The 26,927-nt window shown below is 33.7% G+C and carries 22 protein-coding genes; 10 read left to right on the plus strand and 12 right to left on the minus strand.

Annotated features, from left to right (window positions below; genetic code table 11):
• The first annotated feature begins 422 nt into the window (after nt 1–422).
• The 7 genes from ACOOWA_RS11495 (at nt 423) to ACOOWA_RS11525 (ending at nt 7,452) form a co-directional block, all read left to right on the plus strand.
• Nucleotides 423–995, plus strand: coding sequence for a hypothetical protein (locus ACOOWA_RS11495; protein WP_421375363.1), 573 nt, complete (start codon nt 423–425; stop codon nt 993–995).
• Between the two features lie 112 nt (nt 996–1,107).
• Nucleotides 1,108–2,157 carry a glucokinase gene (locus tag ACOOWA_RS11500; protein WP_421375365.1) on the plus strand — a complete coding sequence of 350 codons (1,050 nt, stop codon included), beginning with the start codon at nt 1,108–1,110 and terminating at the stop codon, nt 2,155–2,157.
• 152 nt (nt 2,158–2,309) lie between these two features.
• A complete protein-coding gene (locus ACOOWA_RS11505; protein ID WP_421375367.1) occupies nt 2,310–2,876 on the plus strand; it encodes a YceI family protein in 567 nt (188 codons plus the stop codon).
• 78 nt (nt 2,877–2,954) lie between these two features.
• Nucleotides 2,955–3,566 (plus strand): YceI family protein, encoded by a 612-nt coding sequence (locus ACOOWA_RS11510; RefSeq protein WP_421375369.1) that lies wholly within the window; start codon nt 2,955–2,957, stop codon nt 3,564–3,566.
• Between the two features lie 107 nt (nt 3,567–3,673).
• Nucleotides 3,674–4,315, plus strand: a complete 642-nt coding sequence (locus tag ACOOWA_RS11515) for an alpha/beta hydrolase (RefSeq protein WP_421375370.1) — start codon at nt 3,674–3,676, stop codon at nt 4,313–4,315.
• A gap of 95 nt (nt 4,316–4,410) precedes the next feature.
• The gene (locus ACOOWA_RS11520) at nt 4,411–5,757 is read left to right on the plus strand and encodes an ammonium transporter (RefSeq protein ID WP_421375371.1); all 1,347 of its coding nucleotides are present in this window, start codon (nt 4,411–4,413) and stop codon (nt 5,755–5,757) included.
• A gap of 276 nt (nt 5,758–6,033) precedes the next feature.
• Complete coding sequence (locus ACOOWA_RS11525) at nt 6,034–7,452, plus strand: L-serine ammonia-lyase (protein WP_421375373.1); 1,419 nt, start codon at nt 6,034–6,036, stop codon at nt 7,450–7,452.
• Between the two features lie 98 nt (nt 7,453–7,550).
• Here ACOOWA_RS11525 and ACOOWA_RS11530 read toward each other — a convergent pair whose 3' ends face one another.
• From ACOOWA_RS11530 to ACOOWA_RS11545, 4 genes are all read right to left on the minus strand, one after another.
• On the minus strand, nt 7,551–8,936 hold the full coding sequence (locus tag ACOOWA_RS11530) for a serine hydrolase domain-containing protein (RefSeq protein WP_421375374.1): 1,386 nt from the start codon (nt 8,934–8,936) through the stop codon (nt 7,551–7,553).
• Between the two features lie 10 nt (nt 8,937–8,946).
• The gene (locus tag ACOOWA_RS11535) at nt 8,947–9,516 is read right to left on the minus strand and encodes a YIP1 family protein (protein ID WP_421375376.1); all 570 of its coding nucleotides are present in this window, start codon (nt 9,514–9,516) and stop codon (nt 8,947–8,949) included.
• A gap of 5 nt (nt 9,517–9,521) precedes the next feature.
• Nucleotides 9,522–9,788 (minus strand): DUF2089 family protein, encoded by a 267-nt coding sequence (locus tag ACOOWA_RS11540; RefSeq protein WP_421375377.1) that lies wholly within the window; start codon nt 9,786–9,788, stop codon nt 9,522–9,524.
• A gap of 276 nt (nt 9,789–10,064) precedes the next feature.
• Nucleotides 10,065–10,910, minus strand: coding sequence for a prephenate dehydrogenase (locus ACOOWA_RS11545; protein WP_421375378.1), 846 nt, complete (start codon nt 10,908–10,910; stop codon nt 10,065–10,067).
• A gap of 374 nt (nt 10,911–11,284) precedes the next feature.
• Here ACOOWA_RS11545 and polA point away from each other — a divergent pair, with 374 nt between their 5' ends.
• On the plus strand, nt 11,285–14,152 hold the full coding sequence (gene polA / locus ACOOWA_RS11550; RefSeq protein ID WP_421375379.1) for a DNA polymerase I: 2,868 nt from the start codon (nt 11,285–11,287) through the stop codon (nt 14,150–14,152).
• A gap of 34 nt (nt 14,153–14,186) precedes the next feature.
• Here polA and ACOOWA_RS11555 read toward each other — a convergent pair whose 3' ends face one another.
• The 4 genes from ACOOWA_RS11555 to ACOOWA_RS11570 all read right to left on the minus strand — a co-directional run bounded on the left by ACOOWA_RS11555 (nt 14,187) and on the right by ACOOWA_RS11570 (nt 17,250).
• On the minus strand, nt 14,187–15,146 hold the full coding sequence (locus tag ACOOWA_RS11555; RefSeq protein ID WP_421375380.1) for a Fic family protein: 960 nt from the start codon (nt 15,144–15,146) through the stop codon (nt 14,187–14,189).
• A gap of 43 nt (nt 15,147–15,189) precedes the next feature.
• Nucleotides 15,190–15,576: an immunity 22 family protein gene (locus tag ACOOWA_RS11560; protein WP_421375381.1), complete on the minus strand. Its 387-nt coding sequence runs from the start codon at nt 15,574–15,576 to the stop codon at nt 15,190–15,192.
• 180 nt (nt 15,577–15,756) lie between these two features.
• Nucleotides 15,757–16,320 (minus strand): DUF4256 domain-containing protein, encoded by a 564-nt coding sequence (locus ACOOWA_RS11565; protein ID WP_421375383.1) that lies wholly within the window; start codon nt 16,318–16,320, stop codon nt 15,757–15,759.
• Nucleotides 16,321–16,692: 372 nt separating this feature from the next.
• Nucleotides 16,693–17,250, minus strand: a complete 558-nt coding sequence (locus tag ACOOWA_RS11570) for a YdeI/OmpD-associated family protein (protein WP_421375385.1) — start codon at nt 17,248–17,250, stop codon at nt 16,693–16,695.
• A gap of 311 nt (nt 17,251–17,561) precedes the next feature.
• Here ACOOWA_RS11570 and ACOOWA_RS11575 point away from each other — a divergent pair, with 311 nt between their 5' ends.
• Both ACOOWA_RS11575 and ACOOWA_RS11580 read left to right on the plus strand, forming a co-directional pair.
• Nucleotides 17,562–20,429 (plus strand): M16 family metallopeptidase, encoded by a 2,868-nt coding sequence (locus ACOOWA_RS11575; RefSeq protein WP_421375387.1) that lies wholly within the window; start codon nt 17,562–17,564, stop codon nt 20,427–20,429.
• A gap of 160 nt (nt 20,430–20,589) precedes the next feature.
• The gene (locus tag ACOOWA_RS11580) at nt 20,590–20,949 is read left to right on the plus strand and encodes a hypothetical protein (RefSeq protein ID WP_421375389.1); all 360 of its coding nucleotides are present in this window, start codon (nt 20,590–20,592) and stop codon (nt 20,947–20,949) included.
• Nucleotides 20,950–21,061: 112 nt separating this feature from the next.
• On the opposite strand, the gene ACOOWA_RS11585 is transcribed toward ACOOWA_RS11580, so the two are convergent.
• From ACOOWA_RS11585 to ligA, 4 genes are all read right to left on the minus strand, one after another.
• Nucleotides 21,062–23,203 (minus strand): S46 family peptidase, encoded by a 2,142-nt coding sequence (locus ACOOWA_RS11585; protein WP_421375391.1) that lies wholly within the window; start codon nt 23,201–23,203, stop codon nt 21,062–21,064.
• A gap of 254 nt (nt 23,204–23,457) precedes the next feature.
• On the minus strand, nt 23,458–24,039 hold the full coding sequence (locus ACOOWA_RS11590) for a Crp/Fnr family transcriptional regulator (RefSeq protein WP_421375393.1): 582 nt from the start codon (nt 24,037–24,039) through the stop codon (nt 23,458–23,460).
• 155 nt (nt 24,040–24,194) lie between these two features.
• A complete protein-coding gene (locus tag ACOOWA_RS11595; RefSeq protein ID WP_421375395.1) occupies nt 24,195–24,839 on the minus strand; it encodes an MgtC/SapB family protein in 645 nt (214 codons plus the stop codon).
• Between the two features lie 77 nt (nt 24,840–24,916).
• Nucleotides 24,917–26,923 (minus strand): NAD-dependent DNA ligase LigA, encoded by a 2,007-nt coding sequence (gene ligA, locus ACOOWA_RS11600; protein WP_421375397.1) that lies wholly within the window; start codon nt 26,921–26,923, stop codon nt 24,917–24,919.
• Nucleotides 26,924–26,927 lie beyond the last annotated feature (4 nt).

Consider the following 26,927-nt stretch of genomic DNA (forward strand, 5'->3'; position numbering starts at 1 on the left):
GTAAACTTTATTTTTTTAGATTATGATAAAGAAAATTGGTTAAAGTATATAAACAAGATTTAACATATAATTATTAATGAATGTCCGTTTTTAATCATAGCTCTAAAATCAGCAGTCGTTTTGTTATTGACCTCTTCGAATCTTCGATTTTCGGAGGAATCTAAACTGCTTGATTTCAGGATATTCAAATTTCTTTGGAATGATAAATATACTCTTAAAACTAATTATTATCAATTACTTACATTCATTAATTATTACATCAAAGGTAAAATATTTAAACGGATATTTAAGTTTTTTTCTGGATTTAAATTATTGTAAATCATTTTATTAATGGGTTTTCAGAGGGTTGTTAAAAGGTGAAATATAATGTTTTGGCATGATTTTTACATCTTGCAACCCGTAAAATTTAAAAAATCAGAGTTATGAAAATGTTTAAGCAAACCATTTTAGCAGCTGGAATTTTAACAGCCGGTTTAGTAAGTGCGCAAAGTGCTCAGATGAATAATATGATTAAAGTAGGGGCAACTGCAGGTATTGCCGTTCCTTCAGATAACCTTTCTGCTGCAGTGGGAGTAGATGTAGCTTACCAAAATCTGATTACACCAGGTCTTGGTTTAGGTATCGCAACAGGATATACTCATTATTTCGGGAAAAATAACAACGGATACACCAATAACGATGTAGGGGTAATTCCTGTAGCTGCACTTTTCAGAGTGTATCCTAAACAGACAGGATTTTATTTCGGAGCAGATTTAGGATACGGATTTTTGGTAGGAGATGAAAAAGTAGCAACCAATTCTACGGTAAGCAGACCAGATGGCGGTTTTTATTTAAAACCAGAGATTGGTTATCACAACAGAGACTGGAATTTCTTCCTTCAATATCAGAAAGTTTTCGCAGGGAGCAACGGAGATATTGCTGCACCGGCTTCTCAAGACTATAATGTGGGAAGTATCGGAGCAGGATTTTCTTACAATATTCCTTTAGGGAAATAATGATAAAAATATAATCAGTTATCAGCCAAACCTTTTCGAGTTTTTGAAAAGGTTTTCTGTTACCATACAAGAAATACCAAAACAATTATTATATTTGATAAAATTTGTGATTATGAACTTAAATCCAAAATTTCCTCTCTATTTACCGGGAGTAAAAAACAGCAATAATGATAATGTTTCTATTATAGGAGCCAACTTAAGAGAAGATGTGACAACGATTGCATACTACACTTCGAATAATTCCGGGATAGAACTTAAATTTAAAAATAATTATTCTACCAAAGAATATTCTTCTTTTGCAGATGTTCTTTCAGCATTCATTCAGGAATCAAACCTTGAGAATGTACAACGATTGGGAATTTCGGTTCCGGGACCTGTGCTTGACGGAAAAAGTAATCCTGCAAGATTAAACTGGCATTTAGACGTTGAAGAATATCAAAGTAAATTTGGTTTTGAGAAAGTTGATATGCTCAATGACCAGGAAGCTGCAGCTTACGGAATTGGTCTTTTGGATGATTCTGAGCTGGATGCAATCTACGTTGGAGATCACCGTGAAAAAGGAAATGTTGCTATTCTTGCGCCAGGAAATGGTTTGGGAGAAGCAGGGTATTTCTTTGATGGAAAATATTTGAGACCTTTCGCAACAGAAGGTGGTCACTCAGAATTTTCACCAAGAACCAATGTTGAGGTAGAATTTTATCAGTTTTTAAATAACATCTACGGAATTGTAAGCTGGGAAAACGTACTTTCAAAAACAGGTTTATTCAATATCTACAGATTTTTAAGAGACGTAAAAAGACATCCGGAACCGGAATGGCTTTCAGAGCGTTTGGCAAACGGTAATTTTACAGAAGAGATTTTTAAAGCTGCAATGCATGAAGATGCGATGATTTGCAGAATAGCATTAGACACATTCGTAGAGTTTTTGGCAAGAGAAGCAAATAACCTTACTCTAAAGCTAAAAGCTACAGGAGGTTTATTAATTGCCGGAGATATTCCACAAATCATCAGAGAATATATCGACAAAGATAAATTTTACGAGAAATTTAAGATCAGTGATAAAATGGAAGATATGCTGAAAAATATTCCTATCCATTTGGTGAATACAGACGGCACAAGTATCAATGGTGCGGCACTTTACACCGCTTATTATACAGAATAAAACAAGACTCCGAAGAAATTCGGAGTTTTTTTATGCCTGATTTTAGTTACGAAAATATTTTTATTTCTTGATGTACATCAACGAAATCTGTTAAACAAGTTGACTACATTTGCATCGGTAAAATAATAAACAATTAAACAATTTTTATTCAAATGAAAAAAATATTCTTAGTAGCAGTTTTAGCGAGTGGTTTAGCATTCGGACAGGCAAAAAAAGTAGTAAGCTCTGATGTTCATTGGTGGGGTTATAAAGTTGCTAAGTCTGAAGCAAGCTCTCATGACGGAACAGTGAAAGTAAAATCAGGGAACATGATTATGAAAGGGAATGAGCTTGTAGGAGGAGATTTTGTTTTAGACATGAACTCTATCACTTCAACAGACCTTTCCGGGGAATATCAGGGAAAATTAAATGGTCACCTTAAAAACGGAGACTTTTTCGAAGTTGAGAAATTTCCGACAGCAAGTTTCAAAATCACGTCTGTAAAGAAAAACAGTGACAAAGTTTATAACAAGCTTGTAACCGGAAACCTTACCGTAAAAGGAAAAACAAACCAGGTTTCTTTCCCTGCAAAAGTTTCTTATGCAAACGGAGTAGTGAGTTTAGAGTCTAATAAATTCTCTTGGGACAGACAAAAATTTGATGTTGCATACAAATCTACCATGAAAGATGTTTTTGTGAAAGATGAGATTGATATGACTGTAAAGGTGAGTGCAAAATAATTTATTCAAAAAAATATTATTAAAAGTGTAGAAGTTCTACACTTTTTTTTATTTTTGTTGAATTGTAAATAAAAAATAATGAAAAGATTACTATTGTTTGTTATGATGTGTGCAAGCATATCATTTGTTTTTGCTCAGAAGAAAGGAGATAAAATATCAAAAGTGATAACATCCGAGATAAAATGGTGGGGACACAAAGTAGTGAAAACAAAGCCTACTTCTCATTACGGAAGTTTAAAGCTGAAAAGCGGCAAATTTAATTTCGATAAAACGGTTTTGGTAGACGGTGAATTCGTAATCGATATGAGAAGTTTAGTCGTAGCTGATCTTTCCGGTGATGACCAGGTAAAATTAACCAATGAATTGAAGGGAACCAACTTTTTCGAAGTAAAAAAATTCCCGACCGCTAAGTTTCACTTAAAGAAAATCATTCCTCTTGCAAACAGTGAGTACAACTCCACCATTGTAGGCGATATTACGATTAAAAATATCAGAAAGACGATTTCTTTCCCTGCCAATGCGCATGTTACTCAGTTTACAGTAGAAATCGAATCTTCTAAATTCTCTTTAAACAGAAAAGATTTCAGAATTTTCTATCAGAATTCTTTAAAAGATTACTTCATCAAAGACGAAATGGATATTCAATTTAAGATTTCTACTCAAAAAGTTGATAACGAAAGACCTTTGTAAGGTTAAAATTTTTATAAAATAAGAAGGACTGCTTAATATAAGCGGTCCTTTTTTTATTTTAGCTACATCAAATGCTGTTAAATAATTTTTAAATTAAATATATTCCGGTGAAAATATATGTAATAAGTGGTCTTGGTGCGGATTTTAAAGTCTTGGAACGTTTACAGTTTCCAAAAGAACATGAAGTGGTTTTTATCGATTGGCTGATTCCTGAGAACGAAGAATCTTTCAGTTCGTATGTTGAAAGAATGGCCGAGAAAATCGATACTTCTGAGCCATTTTACCTTTTAGGATATTCTTTCGGCGGAATTATGGTTCAGGAAATTAATATGCTGAAGCCCGCTGAGAAAGTAGTGATTTTAGGAAGTATTAAATCTGATAAAGAAAAATCAAGATTGATAAAGATGGGAGAGATGACTAAAATCCCAAAATACATTCCTGTGAATTTTTTCAATCTTAAAAACTTTGAAACGTATTCTGTTTTCAGAACTTTTTTTGACCCTAAAAATCCTAAAATCAATCAGTATTTCAGAGTTACCGATCCTTATTATTTAAAATGGTCTGTTCAGCGTATTTCAGAATGGAAATTTGAGCAGAAAGATAATGTGATTCAGATTTTGGGTGACCGAGATATTGTTTTTCCGCTTAAAAACTCGAAACCAGATTATATTATTAAAGGAGGAACTCATCTTTTCCCGGCAACCAAACATAAAGAAGTCTCACTACTTTTGAATAAAATATTTATTTAATTTTAAAATACTATTAAATTTATAGGGGTTGTTGGTTTAGATATATGTTTTTATGAAATTTATTTTTAATTTTGACAGGGTTAAAATTAAATTACATGAAAGTTGGTTTAAAATGGAAAGTTTCATTCGTCATTATCTGCATCATCGCAATCGGGAGTTTATTCTTCAGGCCCGATGTTGATATTCCCAATACCGGAAATTTCCTCAGTGAAAAAGAAATTGTAGGTTCCGATGTAGCCTGGATATTGGCTGCAGCAGGTTTAGTTCTGCTGATGACACCGGGATTATCATTCTTTTATGGCGGAATGGTGGGAAAGAAAAACGTCATTTCCACAATGCTTCAGAGTTTTATTGCGTTGGGTGTAATTTCTATTTTATGGATTGTGGTGGGTTTTTCCCTTTCTTTCGGAGATTCCATCGGCTTTGAGATTGATGGAATTCATTACGGAATTATCGGAAATCCTTTTACCTATCCGTTTTTCAATCATGTAAGTGTTTATCCGCATAAAATGATGGCTTCTACAATTCCATTTGTTTTGTTCGCTTTGTTTCAGATGAAATTTGCGGTCATTACTCCGGCTTTAATTACGGGTTCTTTTGCGGAGCGGGTTCGTTTTATTTCATACCTGGTTTTCATGGTTTTGTTCAGTCTTTTCATTTATACACCGCTTTGTCATATGGTTTGGCATCCGGAAGGACTTTTAAATAAATTTTTCGGTGTTAAAGATTTTGCAGGCGGAACGGTAGTTCACATGAGCGCTGGTTTTGCAGCTTTAGCGGGTGCTATTGTTTTAGGACGAAGAAAAAATCCGCATCACGAACCTTCGAATATTCCCTATGTGATTCTCGGAACCGGAATGCTTTGGTTTGGCTGGTTTGGGTTTAATGCTGGTTCGGCTTTAAGTGCAAATGCAACGGCAGCAATAGCTTTCGGAACAACAACAATCGCTTCAGCATCTGCAATGATGACATGGATTTTCTTTGACCGAATAAACGGAAGAAAAGTTTCTGCATTGGGAGCTTGTATCGGAGCCGTTGTCGGTTTGGTTGCGATTACGCCGGGTTGTGGTTTTGTATCCATTCAGGAAAGTATTTTTATAGGGTTTATTTCTGCGATTGTCTCCAATCTGATGGTCAACTGGAAAGCATTAAAAAAGATTGACGATACCCTTGATGTTTTTGCCTGTCATGGAGTAGGCGGAATTATGGGGATGATTCTCACCGCAATTTTTGCTCACGGTGAACATGCAAGTCTTCTTCACGGAGGTTTCGGAGTTTTTGGGCATCATATGATCGCATTGATTTTGGTTTCTTTATTTGCCTTTTTTGGTTCTATGCTTTTATATAAAATTACGGATCGTATTATCACGTTGAGGGTTTCGGAAGAATCAGAAAATGAAGGTCTGGATATGTCTCAGCATCATGAAAGTTTGAAATGGTAATTTTTATTATCGCAGGTTTAGCAGAATACGCAGATTTTTATTCTTTAAATCTGCTCAATCAAAATAATCAGCGAGAGTTTAAAAATAAATTAGAAGATATTTATATATAAAATGTTGCACTCCTATGGAGTGCTTCTTTCATTTGTAGCTGTATTTCTACAAAGGTTTCGCTCCTACAGAGCTTACAATGAAAACAGCATTGTTGTGATAAATTATTCTTTTCGTACTAAGATATTTTCCGTGTATATTTGCTTTTCATGAAATTGAAAAATATATATGGAGTCAATATCTGTATTTGAGATCATTAAAGTAGGAATAGGTCCTTCAAGTTCCCACACTATGGGACCGTGGAATGCAGCATCTGCATTTATCAGAATTTTAAATCGTGAAAGGTCGGTTGCTGAAGTAAAGGAAGTTTTTCTGGAATTCTTCGGCTCATTAGCCAAAACAGGAATTGGTCACGGCACCGATATTGCTGGGATGTTGGGTTTAAATGGTGAAGATTTTAAAACCATCGATACTACAAAAATTGATGAAATTGTTGATAGAATTAAGGAGTCTCAAATCATCAATTTAGGCGGTGAAAAAGAAATTCCTTTCGTTTATGGATATCATTTGGTATTGAATATGTCTCAAACGCTCGGTTATCATCCCAACGGAATGATTTTCAAAGCAATTTTTGAAGACGGAACCGAGCTTGTGCAGGATTTTTATTCTGTAGGAGGCGGTTTTATCATGAGTCAGGAGAAAAACTCGATTGAGAAACAATGTGTCCGTACGATTTATCCCTGTCATCACGGTTCAGATATCGTAAAATATTGCGAGAAATTGGGATTTGATAAAATGTCGGATTTAATTTTAATTAATGAAGAAAGCTGGAGAACGCAGGATGAAACAAAAAAAGAAGCACTTTATATTTGGGAACAGATCAAAGAATGCATTTATAAAGGGGTAAATAAAGAAGGAATTTTACCGGGTGGACTGAATGTTACCCGTCGTGCAGCAGGAATAAACAGAAAACTTCTAGGTGACAAAATTTATAAAAATAAAGACGAATGGTTTCAGCAGGTGGTAGATGCTGAAGAAAATTTTACTAATATCAACAAATGGATTTCGTGCTTTGCTTTAGCCGTCAATGAAGAAAATGCAAGCTTTGGCAGAATTATCACGGCGCCAACAAACGGAGCAAGTGGAGTAATTCCGGCAGTCTTAATGTATTCTCAGGCTTTCACAGAGGCAACATCTGAAGATGATATTGCAAGATTTATTCTGGTCGCAGGAGAAATCGGAACTTTATTTAAGAAAAATGCAACCATTTCCGCTGCAATGGGCGGCTGTCAGGCGGAAGTCGGAGTTTCTTCTGCAATGGCTGCAGCTGGTTTAACGGAAATTTTAGGAGGAAGTGTCGGTCAGGTTTTGATGGCTGCAGAAATCGCGATGGAACATCATTTGGGCTTAACTTGCGATCCGATAAAAGGTTTGGTGCAAATTCCTTGTATTGAAAGAAATACGATGGGTGCCATAAAAGCGATTACGGCAGCAAATATTGCTCTGGAAAGTGATCCTGCAAAGGCAAAAGTAACTTTGGATGAGGTGATTCAGACGATGTGGGAAACTGCTTTGTCGATGAACGACCGTTTTAAGGAAACTTCAGAAGGCGGTTTGGCAATTGCAGTAAACGTTCCGGAGTGTTAAAATAAACCATAAGCAACAGGTAATAAAAACGTGCGCATCTTTTGATTAAAAGGTACGCACGTTTTCAAAAAAAGATACGGACGTTTTAGATGAAATTTTCACTTAACTTTCGGAAATTCATACTCCATTCCGTACAGAAAACTAAGTACTGCAATTACAAATTCATTTCCTGCAATACCGAGACGATCCGCATTCAGAGAATAAGAAATTGAAAGATTATCTTCACCATTATAAATCATCAAAGAATTTGTTCCATACGTTCCGCCACTGTGACCCAAAAAAATTTTACTGTGGAAAGGAACAATCGCTAATCCTTTTCCGAATCTGTTTTCTTCCGGAATCATTGATTTTAATGATTCTTCTGAAACCAGTTTACGGTCGAAAATAGCATTAATAATTATATTTAAATTATAAGGGGTCGTCGCAATATCACCTACACCAACAATAGTATTGAAGTCGAAATCGGTTATCAGATTCCATTTTTTATCATAAGAATAGGGTTTGTAAACATTTGATGGTTGCTGACTTGCTGTATAAAATTGTTTCAATTGTAAAGGTTTAATAATATATTCATTAAGGTTTTCTGCATACGATTTCTTTGAAATTTTCTCTAAAATTTTAGTTAAAAGATAATAACCCGAATTTGAATATTGTTGGTTAGAGCTAGGTTCAGATAATAAGCCCTGCTCAATAATTCTGTCAATAATCTGTTGATCTGTAGCTTTTTTTGTCAGCCATCTCGGATCAGTTTTACCTTGTACATAATCTCCAAGACCTGCGCTGTGATTTAACAAATGAGAAATTGTAATTTTTTCTGAGCCTGGAATTTGAGGGAAAAATTTTGAAAGTTGATCGGCAAGATTTAATTCTTTCTTCTCAATAAGTTTAAAAATCATGATTGCAGTCATGGTTTTAGAAATAGAACCAATCTGATAAACAGTATGAGTATTTTTAAAATCAGGAAGGTTTTTTTCTCCAAAATTCTTAGTATAAATTTCTTTTCCTTCTTTAAAAATGGAAATTTCTCCAGCCAAAGCATTGTTTTTTTCTAAATAAGAAACAAAATCATCAATCTTTTTTAAGCTTTCGGGAATATTGGAAAGCTTAATAACTTCAAGCGTTTTGTCTTTATTTTTTGTTTTATCGAAAGGTTTTAGAGTTAATTTTAAAGCCATTCCGTTTTGAGTAAAAGTTCCGGTAATTTCAGAGTTTTTCATCTTTCCTTTAAATACAGCATTCATCGCTGTGTTTTCAAAACTCAATTCATTGTTAACAAATGATGTTTTATCGATAGGAATTCCTTCTGCACCCTGCAACGGACTGTCGAGAGTAGATTTATAACCATCTTTTTCTTTTTGGATATTGATAATTAAAGGGAGTTTGTTGCCCTGAATGTCGAGCTCACCCATCCATGAACCGGTAATTTGCTGTGCGAAAATCGAGTTGAAGATCAGAAACAAGAGAAGTGTAAATATGTTTTTCATATTTTAATATTTATAAAAGTTGCATGGTAACCATCATCGTTAAAAGTAAAACTGCGAAGATTACAATATGACGCCAGTTTTTCATATTCGTAGCTGTTCTGAAGCCATTGAAAAGAATAGCGATTCCGTAAGCTGTAATTGCAAGCGATATGAAAGAATTCAAAGTGATAATTACAAGAGAAATCGTGTCTATTTCGAAAGATTGATTTTCAACAGAAGCCACAATTTTTTCCTGTGCATTTTTAATCAAAGGGATTTCGGATATGAGTAATAATAAAATTACGATAAATTGAGAAATAAAAATAGGATTTACGACATCAATAAAGCGTGTCCTCTTATTGATTATCTTTCCGAAAATAAAAAAAACCGCAATGCTTATTGCATAAACAATCAACGTTGATAAGATAATTTTTACTAATGAATCTTCGGAACTGATAAATCTGAAATGAAACAAACTGTCTGTCTGAAGACCAAAAGAATAACCAACAAAAAATACTGCAGTAATTGATACAAATCCTGTAATGAGCAAAGTTTTTTCATCAAACTTCAAAAAAGGATTAAAAATAGTTTTCCAGTTCATACTTATTATTTTTTCAGTTGATTAATTTTTGTGATAAGATCATCCACTTTATTTCTCATCGTTGGATAAGAAAGTTCTGCCTGCTTTGCCATTTCTTTGATGCTTCCGCTGGATAAAAAGAAGTTCATCAAAAAATCCTGTTCATCTCTGTTGAGTTTTAAAAAGATTGGAAGTTCATAATCACCATTTACATTGGTTCCGCAATCGGGACATTTCATCTGGCTTACATTGAGCGTATGATCACAACTCGGACAAATTATTGGCAGTTTCATTGAATTTTATTTTTACAAATGTAATATTTATTTTAATAAAGTTAAAAATAATTTTAATAAAGTTAAATATTTCTGTTAAAACAAAAAAAGACTTCCAAATATTGAAAGCCTAAAATTATTTTATCAGATATCATTTCTGATTGATAAACTTTAAAAAAATAGCAATAATTTTTGTCATTCAGGAATCTAAGCAAATTAATTAGCGTAGAGATTTCTACGAAATGACAAACTGTCTGTTATGATTAAATATTAATATAAATGAAAAATAAAAAGCAATCACTTATTCAGAATTCCACGGATTTTGTTGGCATTGGTAATCAGTTCTTCCAGATATTCAAAATTATCTTTTTCCAAAGCAGATTTGAATTTTCTGAGCTGAGAAATATGTTCGTTTAAAACATCCAGAACATTGTCTTTGTTTTGCTTAAAAATTGGAACCCACATTTCAGGATGAGATTTCGCTAAACGAACCGTGCTCGAGAAACCAGAACTCGCCAACTGAAAAATAGTGTCTTCTTCTTTTTCCTTTTCCAAAACGGTATTGGCTAAAGCATAAGAAGTGATGTGTGAAATATGAGAAATGTAGGCGGTGTGAATATCATGGTCATCTGCGTTCATATAAATCGGATGCATTTCGAGATTTTTGACGATATTTTCTACAACTTTCAATGCGTTTTCCGCAGATTCTTCTTTATTGCAAATCACTCCGGCTTTTCCTGAAAAACTTTCGGCAATGGCAGATTTCGGCCCGTTGTTTTCTGTTCCCCACATCGGATGAAACGCCACAAATCGTGATCTTTTTGGATGATCTTTTACTGATTTTACAATTCCGGATTTGGTAGATCCTACATCCATTACGGTTTGTTGGTCTGAAATTAAATCTAAGACTTTAGGTAAAATTTTCCTCGCCGAATCTACAGGAATTGCAATAATAATTACATCTGAATTTTTAATTCCTAATTCTAAATCTGTCTTTTCATTGATAATCTTTAAAGTTAAAGCATCATTAAGATTTTCAATATTATTGTCGATTCCGTAAATGAAATCTGCTACGTTCTTCTGTTTTAATTTTAGGGCAATCGATCCGCCGATTAATCCTACACCAATAATACTTATTTTCATCTGCTATAAATTTTTAAAATAAAAAACCCCGCCAAAGGACGAGGTTTGATTTATATATACAAGAAATCCTTATCCCAAATCTGAGTTAAAAATTCCGTAATAATAGGTTTTGTTTATAATCACAAAGCGAATGTAAGAATTTTTTTGAAAATATTATAGATTATTGCCTTAGAAAGTTATTGATAAAGATGAAAATAAAATTATTACAAATTACGGACATACATTAATTTTAATTGATTCTTAAAAAAATCTTACTATTTTAATTTTCTTAATGGTTGATTTTTTTGATTAAATTTTAAAACTCTAAAATTTAAAAGTATCAATCCTGAAATAAAATAATTCCTATTTTCCTATATTTGTTCATTATTCAAAATATGGAGGCAACACAAGATAAAAGGCTTTTTCTCATCGATGCTTACGCGATGATTTTCAGAGGTTATTACGCATTAATCAGAAGTCCGAGAATAACAAGTACCGGAATTGATACTTCTGCAATTTTCGGATTTACCAATTCTTTGATCGAATTAATCAGAAGAGAAAGACCAACGCATTTGGCTGTAATTTTTGATGTCGGTCAGGCAAGTATCAGAACCAATGATTTTGCAGAATACAAAGCCAACCGTAGTGAAACTCCGGAAGCCATCAGAGTTGCAATTCCATATCTCCACAGAATTTTAGATGCGATGCATATTCCTCACATGGGAGTGGAAGGTTATGAAGCCGATGATTTGATCGGAACTCTTGCCTGTAAAGCTGAAAAAGAAGGCTACACTACTTTTATGGTAACTCCGGATAAGGATTTTGCACAGTTGGTAACCGATAAAATTAAAATTTACAAACCAGGTTTAAAAGGTGGCGAAATAGAAATTTTAGGTGTTGAAGAAGTAAAAGCAAAATACGGAATTCAGGATCCCAAACAGGTTATCGATTTTTTGGCAATGATGGGCGATGCGGTGGATAATATTCCTGGTCTGGATGGTGTTGGTGAAAAAACTGCAATGAAGTTTTTGCAGGAATTCGGCAGCATCGAAAACCTTTTAGCCAATACCGGTAAATTAAAAGGAAAAATCAAAGAAAAAATAGAAGCTTCTGCGGAGCGTGGAATTTTGTCTAAAAAATTAGCCACCATTATTTGTGATGCGCCTGTAGAATTCCATCAGGAACAGTACGATCTTGAAACTCCGGATTTTGAAAAAGTGAAAGTTATTTTTGACGAAATCGAGTTCCGAAGATTGTATGAAAATCTTTACCGAGCTTTTGCACCTTCAGAAACAATGTTAGTGAAAAACACTGTTGTTTCCCAGGATGGTGTAACTGTTACAGAAATTAAAGCTGAAATATCAGAAACGCCTCAGCAGAAAGTGGCTAAAAACGTCGGTCAGCTCGATCTCTTTGCTACTTACGAAGAGCTCGATCAGGCAACTTCTACCAAATCCACGATTGCCGAGAATGATCATTTGTATCAGTTTATAGACAATCCTAAGGCGCAGAAAGTTTTAGTTCAGAATTTATTAAAACAAAGAGCCGTTTGTTTTGATACGGAAACCACTTCGTTAAATGAACTGGAAGCTGAATTGGTCGGAATGAGTTTCTCTTATAAAAAAGGATTGGCGTATTATGTTCCGCTTTCTGCAGATCAGGGTGAAGTTCTGCAGACTTTAGAGATCTTCAGGCCATTTTTTGAAAAGGAAGATTTAATAAAAATTGCTCACAATTTAAAATACGATTATAAAGTTCTTCAACAATACAATATGACGGTAAAAGGTGCAATGTTCGACACCATGATTGCCCATTACCTCTTAAATCCGGACGGAAGACACGGAATGGATTATCTTTCTGAAGTGTATTTAGGTTACAAACCTGTTTCCATTGAAACAATTATTGGGAAAAAAGGTAAAAACCAAGGCAATTTCAGAGATGCTGATGTAAGAACACAGACCGATTATGCAGCAGAAGATGCCGATGTGACTTTCCAGTTGTATGAATTGTTTGCACCACAGCTGAAAAAAGAGAACCTGGAAGATCTTTTCTTTAACATCGAAATGCCATTGATGGAAGTTTTAGCCAAAATGGAATTGGCAGGAGTTTCTCTGGACGAGAAATGGCTCGCTCAGGAAAGTATTGATCTTGAAAACGATTTAAGACAGTTAGAATCTAAAATATTTGAAATTTCGGGTGAAGAATTTAATATGAATTCACCAAGACAGTTGGGCGATGTTTTGTTTGAAAAAATGCAGCTCGATCCAAAAGCAAAAAAGACCAAGACCGGACAATATGCTACTTCTGAAGATGTTTTACAAAAATTATCTTCAAAGCACGAAATTATTCAGCATATTTTGGAATACAGAACCTATCAGAAATTGAAATCGACTTATGTTGATGCTTTGCCGTCGCAGATTGATAAAGATGATAACCGTGTTCATACCAATTTTTCGCAAACAACGGCCGCAACAGGTCGTTTGGCAAGTGTAAATCCGAATTTGCAAAACATTCCGATCCGTACGTTGAGAGGTCAGCAGATTCGTGGAGCGTTTGTTTCAGGTGAAGGAAAAAAGATTATCTCTGCCGATTATTCACAAATTGAATTGCGTTTGATTGCTGAAATTTCGGGGGAAGATAATATGATAAAAGCATTTCAGGATGGTGAAGATATTCACGCTTCTACGGCCGCTAAATTATTTAAAATTCCATTGGAAGAAGTTTCAAAAACGCAGCGTGGACAGGCGAAAACCGTTAATTTTGGAATTTTATACGGTCAGGGAGCTTTTGCATTAGCCGAACAAACAGGTTTGTCAAGATCTGAAGCTAAGCAAATGATTGAAGCGTATTACGAAACATATCCAAAATTGAAAGCGTACATGGCTTCACAGGTAGAAAGAGCTCGTGAAATGGGTTATGTAGAAACGATTTTAGGAAGAAAAAGACATTTAAAAGATATCAATTCTGGAAATTTTGTTGTGCGTGCTCATGCGGAAAGAAATGCGGTCAACGCTCCAATTCAGGGAAGTGCCGCAGATGTGGTGAAAATGGCGATGATTAAAATTGATAAAGAACTGGAAGCGCAGAATTTTCGGACTAAAATGCTTCTTCAGGTACATGACGAATTGTTGTTTGAAGCGCCGATTGAAGAAATTGAAGCCGCTACAAATTTGATCAAAAAAGAAATGGAAAATGCCATTGAAACACAGGTTCCGCTATTGGTTGAGGTTGGAGTCGGGAAGAATTGGCTGGAAGCGCATTAAAAATTTTAAATCTTCTGTCGAAAGGCAGAAGATTTTATTTTACAGCTTTTTTGTAAATACTTGAATTTTTATCTCCAAATTTTTGTATAAAGCCGTTTTCAATAGCAAATTTTAAATCACGACTTGCTGTGGCGGTAGATATTTCTGAGAATTTTTTCATATAATCTTTTCGTGTAAAATCACGATGAGTATTTTCTAAGAAAATTAAAATTCTATCTTTTTGTGAAAGTTTCTGAACAGAATTTTGTAAAAGTTCAGATAAAGAATCATTTATAATCCCCAACATATATTCTATGAATTTTGTTGAATGACCTTCTTTATCAGATTGAGAAAGTGCATGATAATATTTCGGTTGATTTTTAGAAATTAAAGTTTCAAAAGGTAAAAACTCAAACAGAGGAAATTCTTTCATCAAAATTAAAGTTTGCCAAAGTCTTCCCATTCTACCATTACCATCCTTAAAAGGATGAATAAATTCCATTTCATAATGAAAGACACAACTTTTTATCAAACTCAGTTCTGAACTCTCTTTTAAATAATAAAAAAGATCTTTCATCAAATACGGGACATTTTCTGCCGGTGGAGCAATGTGCTCTACTTTGGAGCCTTTTACTATTCCTACACCTTTGATTCTATATTTACCAGGATTTTCAATGAGTCCAGTCATAAGGATTTTATGAGCCTTCAAATAATCTTTTTCACTAGTGAATTTAAGTTTATTTATTTGATCATAAATTTTTAAAGCATTCAGAACTTCATTGATGTCTTTTTGAGGACCCAATACTCTTTTATTTTCTAATATTGCTGTGATTTGTTCTTCAGAAAGTGTATTTCCTTCGATACTTAATGAAGAATGAATGGTTTTAATTTGATTTTGCTTCCTTAATTGAGGATTGTTTTTAATTAAATAACTGGCATTGACTTCACCAATTTTTTGTGAAATATTTGAAATTAATTGTAAGATTTCGGAAGTAATTTTATAAGGTGGTTGCATAAATGATAGTATCATTTGATACTATCAAAGATATAAAAATATCTTAATACTCAAACTCAATTCCGCCCACATAAACCAAAGAAAAATCATCCGTTTCCACCGATTTAGGTTGAGGAATCTGTCCCTGACTTACAAAAACCAACGAGTTGATATCAAACTTAAGATTCATTTCATTGATTCTGTTGTATAAAACCGGAAGCCACTGTTCGGCAAAAGAATATTCAGAAAAATGCTGGATGCTCTGTTCAAAACCATATTCCATTAAATCCTGGTCGAACCAAATAGTGTCTTGAGATTCTGCGAATTTTGAAACGAAATTATCATCATCATCTTCTGTCAGATAATAGTTTTCATCTTCCTCTACAAATTGAAAAAATTCTTCTTCCGTTCTAAAACTTCCTACCCAAAAATCTAAAATCTGTCTGTCCATAGTATTTTATTCAAAACTCAAAGGTATGATAATAGTTTTTGTATTCAAAAAAATTGAATTGTGTAAAAAAATATTTTTCTTCGTCATTTCGAATAACGTATGGAGAAGTTATTTTTATTGAGTTTTTCGATTAAAAAAAATGCAGAATTTTACTTAATAAGACGAGATTAAAAACGAATACTAAACCTTCAAAACCCCTCTGAAAGCTCTCGCCGCATAATAAGAATTGGCGCCATTGTGATAGACGAAAACGGTATTATATCGACGGTCGCAGAATATAGCTCCACCCAATTTTCGGATTTCGTTTGGTGTTTTAATCCAGCTTGAAGTCTTTAAATCAAATTCTCCCAAACTCTGCAAATAGCGATATTGTTCCTCAGAAAGAATTTCTATGCCCATTGCTTTGGCTGCAGTTATTACATCGTTTTGTGGCTTATGTTCTTTTCTGGAATCCAAAGCTTCACGGTCATAGCAAAAACTTCTTCTACCTTTCGGAGTTTCAGCGGAACAATCGAAGAACAGATATTCATCAGTTTTTTCATCATAATCCACAACATCAGGTTCGCCGCCTGAAATTTCCATCTCATTGAGAGACCATAATTTTGAAGGATTCGTTTTCAGTTTCTCTTCAATTTTAGACCAATTCAGTTTTTCGTGACGGTTCATATTAATTTCAAAACGTTTTTTCAGGGTCTCCAAAATTTCGTTACTTTCTTCTGTGGAAATTTGTTTTTTTGTTGCCATTATTTTTGAGTTGAATGAGTTTTAAAATTAATTAAAAATTCCGATTCAGCATCACTGACAATTTGTCGTAAGTGAAATATCTTTCTGAATTTAGATTTTAAGACGAGAGTACAGAAAGAGTACAGCGATGATACAGCGATACTTAAGTAAAATTAGATATCAAAATGACAAAATTGATTAGATTGTATTAAAAAATAATGAATGTCCATAAATTGTAATAAGTTTTTAACGGTTTGTTTGTCATTCCGGAGGAATCTCAACACATTGAAAATAAAACAGTTTAGATTCCTACGGAATGACAAAGTGACTGATTATTAAAAAAATGGATATTTATGAAAATCTGCGTTATCAGCAAAAATCTGCGGGAGTATTTTACAAAATTCTCTTCTCTTTTTCGCTTTCATTAATCGTTTTTTCAAGACGGGAAAGTTTAGTTTTTTCCTGTTTCGCAGTCATGATCCAATGAATCATCACTTTTTTGTAAGATGGAGCCTGTTTTTCAAAAAACTCCCAAGCTTTTTTATTCTCTTTAAATTGCTTTTCGTAATCTGAATTAAGTTCAGCTGGTTCTTTTTCGTGAGAATAAATCCCGGATTTATCTTCTTTTCTCAGTTTAAAAGCTTCCAGACCTGCTTTTTGTATCAATCCGGCTTTAGTAAGTTCTTTAATTTTATTGATATTGACAACGCTCCAGATGCTGTCTTTTTTGCGTGGTGTAAAACGGATGGTGTAGCTTTCTTCGTCAATCGATTTTCTTACCCCGTCAATCCAGCCGAAACATAAAGCCTGATCAACATATTCTGACCAATTCATCGAAGGCTTATTTGATTTGACTTTATAAAATCCCACCAGTAATTCTTTTTCGTTCTGATGGTTTTTCTCAAGCCAGTTTCTGAAATCTTGTGGAGTGGGGAAGAATATTGGTTTCATCTATTGTTTTTTTGAAAGCTTGCAATTAAGTATTTCAAGTAAATCTTTGGTTTTTACATTCAAAATATCAGTTTGTATACTTGTGTTAATAATAATTGAATAATCATAAATCTAAATTATTCAAAGCAAATATAAATAGTTTCAGATTAAAAATTTGATGATAAAGTGGATGTTTTTACTTAAAAAAAATTACTTTAAAGTTTTTAAAATTATCATTATAGATTTAATGTAACTAATTGTGGTAGATGTTCCTTTTCGAATCCGTAAATTTGTAAGATGTTCTGAGAAATCAGAATTTGTAAATTGAATATATGACTGATAAAACATACAGCAAAACACAACATACCGACAAAAATAACTACGATTACATCACCATTACCAACGACGAAAATAAAGTAAGAATTTATACCCTGAAAAACGGGTTAAAGATCTTCCTAGCCCAAAATTTCGATGCACCAAGAATTCAGACGTTTATTCCGGTAAGAACGGGAAGCAATAATGATCCTTCTGATAATACGGGTTTGGCACATTATCTTGAACACATGATGTTTAAAGGAACATCAAAAATCGGAACTCATAATTGGGAAAAAGAAAAAGTTTTATTAGAGGAAATCTCAGATCTATACGAAAAACATAAAGCGGAACAAAATCCTGAACTGAAGAAAGAAATCTACGCCAAAATTGACGAGGTTTCTCAGGAAGCAAGTCAATTTGCAATCGCAAACGAATATGATAAAGCAATTTCATCTTTGGGAGCAACCGGAACGAATGCACATACCTGGTTTGACGAAACCGTTTATAAAAATAATATTCCCAACAACGAGCTTGAAAAGTGGCTTAAAATTGAGAAAGAACGTTTCTCAGAAATGGTTTTAAGACTTTTTCATACCGAACTGGAATCTGTTTATGAAGAATTCAACCGAGCACAGGATAATGATTCCCGATTGGTAAATTATGAATTAATGGATGCGCTTTTCCCGATTCATCCAAACGGTCAGCAAACAACTTTGGGAGATCCTGAACATCTTAAAAATCCTTCAATGAAGGCAATTCACAAGTATTTTGATGAATATTATGTTCCTAATAATTATGCAATCGTTTTGGTAGGAGATTTAGGTTTTGAAGAAACCGTTCTTTTGATCGACGAATATTTTGGTAAAATTCCTTACAAAGAATTGCCGAAGAAAGATTTAATTATAGAAAAACCTCTTACTGAAATTGTTGAAAGAACGGTAAAAAGTCCGACAACACCAAGAATTCAGCTGGCTTGGAGAACCGAAAGTTACGGAACAAGAGAAGCAATGTTGGCGGATGTTACGGCTAATATTTTAAGCAATAGAGGAGAAGCGGGAATTTTAGATTTGAATATCAATCAGACTCAAAAAATGCTTTGGGCTCAAGCATATTCTTTAGGTCTGAAAGAATACGGGTATTTTTCTGTCGTTGCCGTTCCTAAAGAAAATCAGGCTTTGTCAGAAGCCAAAGAAATGATTTTGGAGCAATTGGAATTGTTGAAAAAAGGAGATTTCCCCGATTGGATGCTTCCTGCGATTATCAATGATTTCAAATTACAGAGATTAAAAGGTCTGGAAACTGCAGAAGGTTTGGCAACAAATCTTTACGATACTTATATAAAAGGCAGAACCTGGGAAGAAGAACTGAGTGAAATGGATGAATATGAGAGGTTTACAAAACAGGATGTTATTGATTTTGCCAATTCGTTTTTCAAAGATAATTATGTAGTTATCAATAAAGAAAAAGGAATTAACGATCAGCTTTTAAGAGTTGATAACCCGGGAATTACACCGATTAAAATCAACCGTGAAGCACAATCTGATTTTTTAAAGGAAATTTTAAATGACAAAACAAAAAATATTCAGCCTGAATTTATTGATTATCAAAAGGAAATTCAAACTGATCTGGTTAAAAACAAAAAACTGAGTTTCGTTGAAAATAAATACAACGAAATAGCTCAGGTTCATTTTATTTTTCCTTTCGGAAGCGATAACGACAGAGATTTGGGTATTTCTACACAGATTTTGCAATATTTGGGGACGGATAAATTTTCACCGGAAGATTTAAAAAAAGAATTCTTTAAAATTGGAATTAGCAATGATTTTAAAACCAGTTCAGGTCAGTTAACTATTTCTTTAAACGGATTAGAATCAAATCTTGAAAAAGGAATTTCTCTTTTGCAACACTGGATGTCAAAAGTAAAACCGGATCAGGAAATTTACAATCAGTTTGTCGAAACGCTGCTTGAAAATCGTGATGCCGTAAAAAAAGATAAAAACCGCATCATGACAGCTTTAACTACTTATACGAAGCTTGGAAAAACATCAAGGTTTTTAGACATCATTTCAGAAGAGCAATTAAAAAATGCAAAAGTGGAAGATTTTACAGACAGAATGAAAAAGTTATTCGGCTTCCCGCATCAGATTTTCTTTTATGGAAAAGATTTTGAAGGTTTTAAAAATTATATTCCAAATTATATTTTTGATGAAATTTCTGCAATTCCTGAACCTAAAAAATATCCTGAACACGAAACGACAGGAACTGTTTACTTTACAGATTACGACATGGTTCAGATGGAAATGAGCAAAATTGGAAAAGGTAAAGCTGTAAATCCTCAAAACTTCGGAAAAATAAATGTTTTTAATGAGTATTTTGGTCGCGGTTTGTCATCGATCGTTTTTCAGGAAATTCGTGAAAGTAAGAGTTTGGCGTATTCTGCATATGTTTCTTACGCTCCGAATTCTGAACTTACGCATCCTGATTATATTACAACTTACATCGGAACTCAACCGGATAAACTGCAGATCGCAGTTGATACGATGAATAAATTGATGAGTGAACTTCCGGAAGTTCCTGAGCAGTTTGAAAATGCTAAAAATTCGGCCTTAAAACAGATTGCATCAACTAGAATTACGAGAACCAATATTTTCTTTAATACTTTGCGCTTGAAAAAACTTGGAATTGATTACGATTTCAGAAAAGATATTTATCATCAGATTGAAAACCTCACATTTTCTGATGTGAAAGATTTTTATCAGTCAGAAATTAAGCCGGTTCATTTTAATACTGCCATTATCGGTAAAAAGGAAAATCTGAATATGGATGCAGTGAATGAAATGGGAAGTTTTGAAGAAGTGAGTCTGGAAAAGATTTTTGGGTATTAACAATTGGTCATGGAACGGTAATTTCATCATTTCAGAATCTTAATTAAAAAACTATATATTTCTGCATACCAAAAGCTTTGTATTAATACAAACAGAGCAATTATGGAAAACCATAATTGCTCTGTTTGTAATTTTATTAGTTTTGAATAAAATTTAATTAATGCAAAAATTATCAGACTTTATTAAAAATTCAAAATCACCAAAAGTTTTATTTCATATTTCTTATGATATTATTGGAGCTAGTAAAACCAAACCAGAAAATCCTTTATTGTACATTCTAACTGTTTTAAAAAAAATAGGTGCAAACGATGTTGAACGACACTCTGAATCAACATTAATCGTAAATTTTGATTCGCCACCGATTACAATCTTTGATACCTTTAGTAAAAAAGTATCGCCTTACTTCTACTATTCAATATCACAAATAGATAAAATGCCGAATGAAAATTTCATTTTAAAGAATAATAGTAATGATGATTTAAATAAAAGTGTTAAACAAATTTTTAGTGATATTATTTAAAGATAAACATCTTCAAAAACGGCTTCAGGATGATAAAATTTATCATTATAAAACAACATATATTATCTTAAATAAAAATAAATCCTAGAAAAATTCTAGGATTTATTTTTATTTACTTCACAATTTTCATCTCGTCAATCAGCCATTTTGAATCGGCAAATTTATCGATAATGAAAAGAATATATTTTGTATCAACCATAATGTTTCTGCTGAAACGAGGGTCGTAATTGATGTCGCTCATCGTTCCTTCCCACTGTCTGTCGAAATTCAGTCCGACAAGATTTCCGTGTGCATCCAAAGCAGGGCTTCCGGAATTTCCACCAGTTGTATGGTTGGTTGCCGTAAATCCTACAGGAACATCTCCGCTTTTATCTTTATAATTTCCATAATCTTTTTTGTTGTACAAATCGATTAGCTTTTTAGGAACATCAAATTCGTAATCTCCCGGAACATATTTTTCAATAACTCCAGCCAAATGGGTCTGATAATCGTAAGAAACAGCGTCTCTCGGAGTAGAACCTTTTACTTTTCCGTACGTTACACGAAGCGTGGAATTGGCATCCGGAAAGAATTTTCTGTCTTTATCTGTAGAAATTTGTTGCGCCATAAATGTTTTCTGTAAAACATCAATTTTAGCCTGTAATCCTGTAAATTGAGGATCTGCAGTTTTCATATAAGTATCTTTTATACTCATAAATAACTGATAAACTGCATCTTTTTTAATCATTTTAATTAATTTATCCTGGTTTGAAAACGCTTTTTCAATATCTGCATTGAGAGAAGCACCATTTACCTGGCTTCTTCCTGTAATCACAGAATTTTTTGATAATTCTTCAAAACTTGCGATATTCTGAGCTTCGTTTTTATATTGATCGAAACCGGCAGGTAAAAACTGAGATTCGGTTTTGTTGGCATACAAAGCTAAAAGTTTAGCGGTAACTTTAGAATCCAATTCTGCGCTGTAATCTTTGTAGAATGAAGTTAATTTGGTTTTGAAAGCTGCAGTACCTTTATCGTCCATTTTTCCGGCTTCCACCGATGTGATGTAATTTGAATATAAATTGGCAAGCGCAAAAGTCTCTGCATTTCTTATCACTTCACTGTAATAGGCGTTGTTCAACGCATAAGGAGCCTGATCGTTATATAATTTATTCAATTGATCTAAAGTAGTTTTCACTGCTGAATTTTTAGCCACAAGAGAATTTTCATATGTTATTTTTTTCTGTACGGCATTAGATTTTTTCAAACCTTCAACCTCACCGATCCATTTTTTCCAATAGTTGGCTACAGATGCGAATTTTGAAGCATATTTAATTCTGGTTGCATCATCTGTGCGCATTTTTTCGTCTAAAGTTTTCAATGCAACATCTCGCACAGCAATTCTTGCAGGATCAATCTCTTTCATTATTTTTTCAACCGCAATTGCCGGAAGATATTCTGTCGTTCTTCCCGGAAATCCGAATACGAAAGTGAAATCATTTTCCGCTTTATCTTTTATAGAAACAGGTAAATAGTGTTTCGGAACATAAGGAACATTGTCTTTCGAATATTCTGCGGGTTTATTGTTTTTATCAGCATAAATTCTGAACATCGAGAAATCTCCTGTATGTCTTGGCCAAACCCAGTTATCGGTATCGGAACCGAATTTTCCGATGCTTTGTGGCGGTGCTCCCACCAAGCGTACATCTTTATAAGTTTCGATAACGTAAGCGTAATATTTATTGCCGTAATACATCGGTTTCACAGAAATCGACTGATAGCTTTCAATTTTCTGAGAATTTTTATAAACCTCAATATTGCCGGCGATTTTTTTAGCTAAATCCTGATCCTGAAGATTGTCTGTGTTTTCTAAAATCTGTGCAGAAACATCTTTAATGTCAACAATAAAATCAACCGTAACTCCCGGATTTGGAAGTTCAGTTCCCATATTTTTGGCCCAGAAACCATTGGAAAGCAAATCATTTTGCACTGTAGAATGTGCCTGAATTTGCCCGTAACCACAGTGATGATTGGTAAGTAATAATCCTTTTGGAGAGATGATTTCGGCTGTACAACCACCATTAAACTGTACCACTGCATCTTTGATGCTCGGTTTTTGTGTATTGAAAATATCTTTCGCAGAGATTTTCATACCGAGATCTTTCATTTCTTTTTCATTAAGTTCCGTAGGAATCCACATTCCACCGTATTGCTGCGCCATTCCTAGAGAGAAACTGAAGAAAGCCGAAGCAATAAGAATATTACGTTTTATCATTATTTAAAAATTTTGCTTAAAAATACACATTTTAATTTTTTGTAAAAAGAAAACCCTTTCTAAAATTTAAATTTAGAAAGGGTTTTCCGGGATTGTATTTTTTTCAGCTAAAGATTTAAAATTCATTTTAAATCTTTTTACACTGTGATGATATTCTATTTCATTGATTTTGAAATAAAGAATTTCATCACTTGTGTTCCTTTATTTAATGGCAAAGAAACAGCTAATTTTTGATATAAAAAATGAACCTATGTTCATAAAATATGTTTTCTGATGCGACTTAGCGCTTGCGGAGTAATCCCGATATAAGAAGCAATATGTTTCAACGGAATTTCCTGTATAAATTTAGGGTAAGCTTTTGCTAAATTTACATAACGTTCTTCTGCACTGTGCATCAGTAAGGAGATTTCCCGCTGCGTTTTTCTCACATACAAATTTTCTGCAGATATTCTTCCCAAATAATTTCCCACCTTACTTCTTCCATACAATTCCTGCAGATCATCATAATGAATTCTGTAAACCACCGTTTCCTGAACTGTTTTCACATTATATGCGCACGGAATTCTTGTAATAAAAGAATCGTAGGCACTGCAAAACATATTTTCAGCGATAAAAGAGAACGTGATTTCTTTAGATGGCTCTGTGGGATGAGTTTTATTCACAAAAAAGCGGATAATTCCACTGTCTATAAAATAGAGATAATCTTCGATGATTCCTTCCTCCAAAATCAATGTTTTTTTCGGGAAAACCATTCTTACAAATTTACTGACGTGATAATTTGCTTCTTCCCGAGAAAGCCCCTCTATTGAATTATAAATACTGAGTAACTTTTCCATGAAAGTATTATGGATATTAGGTTTGTTAATACAAATGTAGGGTTTATTATTGTTTAAACCAGATTTTAGGATGATGAAATTAGGTAAAGTGATTTAATTTTAAAAAAGTATTTTAAAACTAGAATAAAGTTTTTTAATTGATAACATCAGGTGAATCAAAATATATAAGAATTTATCTTTTCATCATTCATCATCGCTTTTATCAGTGTGTCATGATCTGTACTTTTTCCTGTAAGACGCCATGTTGTAACCAAATTTTCTGTAGAAAGCTGTTGCTTAATAACAATGAATTTAAGATTGTTTTGTTTAAATAAATTTTCGCAGTGCAGAAGATTGTCTTTATTTGAAATGACTATTTTATACTCTCTAATTTTATGATAATTATCTATGAAATTCTGAAAATAAGTAAGCGAACTTAAAATCAACAGTACTAATACAGTTCCCAAAAGCGATAAATAAACATATCCCGAGCCGACTGCCATTCCTATGGATGCTGTTGCCCAAATTGTTGTGGCTGTTGTGATGCCGTCGATTTTATTGTCTCCTTTAAAAATCACGCCGGCTCCCAGAAATCCGATTCCTGTAATAATATTTGCAGCCAATCGATCCGGATTACTCACACCGATTTTAATAGAAAGAATAGTGAAAAGGCAGGAGCCAAAGCAAACCAGAATAAACGTTCTTAATCCTGCAGATTTATTGCGGTATTCTCTTTCTGTACCAATGCACAGACCAAGTAATACTGAAATAAATATCAGTAATAATTCATTTTGTATGGAATGGTCTTTAAGGAAATCCATTTTTAATTTTAAATAAAGTTACAATAAATTATAAGCTATAAACAAAAAAGACTGCCTTAAAAGACAGTCTCATTTAATTATTGCTTGTCTATCAAATCCAGAAACTGCTGCTCATCCAGAATCGTAATTGTACCGATATCCTGTGCTTTTTTCAGCTTGCTTCCTGCTTTTTCGCCTACAACTAGATAATTAAGGTTCTTGGAAACGGCAGAAATATTTTTACCATTGTGTTTTTCTACCATTTCTTCAGCCTGTTCTCTGGTAAATAGTGATAATTTTCCTGTGAAAAGAAAAGTTTTTCCTTCAAGAACATTAGATAAAACTTCGTTGGTGTTTTCTCCTTTTTCCAATTGAACTCCGTAAGATTTCAAGCGTTCAAGCATTAAAATATTTTCAGAATTATGAAAGAAATCTACAATGCTTACGGCGATTTTCATTCCGATGTCTTCTACCTGACACAATTCTTCAGCGGTGGCCTTTTTTAAATCTTCAATTGTATTGAAATTTTTTACTAATTTCTTGGCAACTGTTTCTCCGACGTGTTTTATACCAATCCCGAATAAAACTTTTTCAAAAGAAACTTCTTTTGATTTTTCAATTCCGGAAATAATATTTTGGGCAGATTTTTCAGCCATTCTTTCAAGCGGAAGAAGCTGTTCTTTAGTCAAAACATAAAAATCAGCAGGATTTTCAACCAGTCTTTCTTTATAAAGCTGTTCGATCGTTTCACTACCTAAATTATCAATATTTAATGCTTTTCGGGAAACATAATGAATCATTCTCCCTACAACTTGCGGCGGACAATGAAGATCGTTCGGACAAAAGTGAATCGCCTGATCTTCCGTTTTTATCAATTCAGTTCCGCATTCCGGACAGTTTTTGATGTATTCTAACTCTTTGCTGTCAGAAGTCCTCCTTTCAGTATTTACACCGACAATCTTCGGAATAATTTCCCCGCCTTTTTCCACGTAAACAAAGTCATTTTCATGTAAACCGAGTTTTTTAATTATATCTTCGTTATGTAAAGATGCTCTTTTTACAATCGTTCCGGCTAATAAAATAGGTTTCAAATTGGCAACAGGAGTGATTGCGCCGGTTCTTCCCACTTGGTAAGAGACACTTTGTAATTCGGTTTCTACTTTTTCAGCTTTAAACTTATATGCCATTGCCCAACGTGGTGACTTGGCCGTGTAACCAAGTTGTCTTTGCTGTTTTAGGGAATTTACTTTTAAAACAATTCCGTCAATTTCAAAAGGCAAATTGTGTCTTTCAACATCCCAAAAATTGATGAATTCTTTTATTTCATCTAATGTTTTGCACAATTTTGCCTGATTGGAAATTTTAAAACCCCAATTTTGAGCTTTATGCAGCAGTTCCCAATGAGATTCAGCGGGAACTTCATTTGAAACAAACTGATAGAGAACAGATGACAGTCTGCGCTTTCTTACCTCACCACTGTCCTGGATCTTCAAACTTCCGCTGGCTGTATTTCTGGGGTTCATAAACGGATCAAGACCTTCTTCTTCCCGGAGTTTATTGATTTTCTCGAAATTTTTTCTCGTTAAATAAATCTCACCCCGCATAAAAAAGCGTTCCGGGAAATCTCCGGTCAGTTTTAAAGGTATATCTGAAATTGTGCGAACGTTTGAAGTAATTTCATCACCCTGAAATCCGTCACCACGGGTTACGGCTTGAGTCAGCTTTCCGTTTTCATAAAGAATAGAAATAGATGCACCGTCATATTTCAATTCGGCAACAAATTCTACAGGATCATCTATTGTTTTAATAATCCGCTTTTCCCAGTCTTCCAAATCATCAAAATCGTAAGAATTATCTAAAGAATACATTCTGAACTGATGCTGAATCGTAGGAAAAATCTTTGTAACACCACCTCCGACACGAATTGTGGGCGAATTATCATCATGAAATTCCGGATATTTTGCTTCCAGATCCTGAAGTTCTTTTAAAAGAAGATCAAATTCCATATCAGAAATATTCGGCTCATCCAAAAGATAATAGTTTTCGTTGTGCTGATGAAGTTCTTTTCTTAATTGATCAATTTTATGCTGAATATTTTCGGACATGCGC

Source organism: Chryseobacterium sp. GP-SGM7, assembly GCF_049166575.1.
Taxonomy (GTDB): Bacteria; Bacteroidota; Bacteroidia; order Flavobacteriales; family Weeksellaceae; genus Chryseobacterium.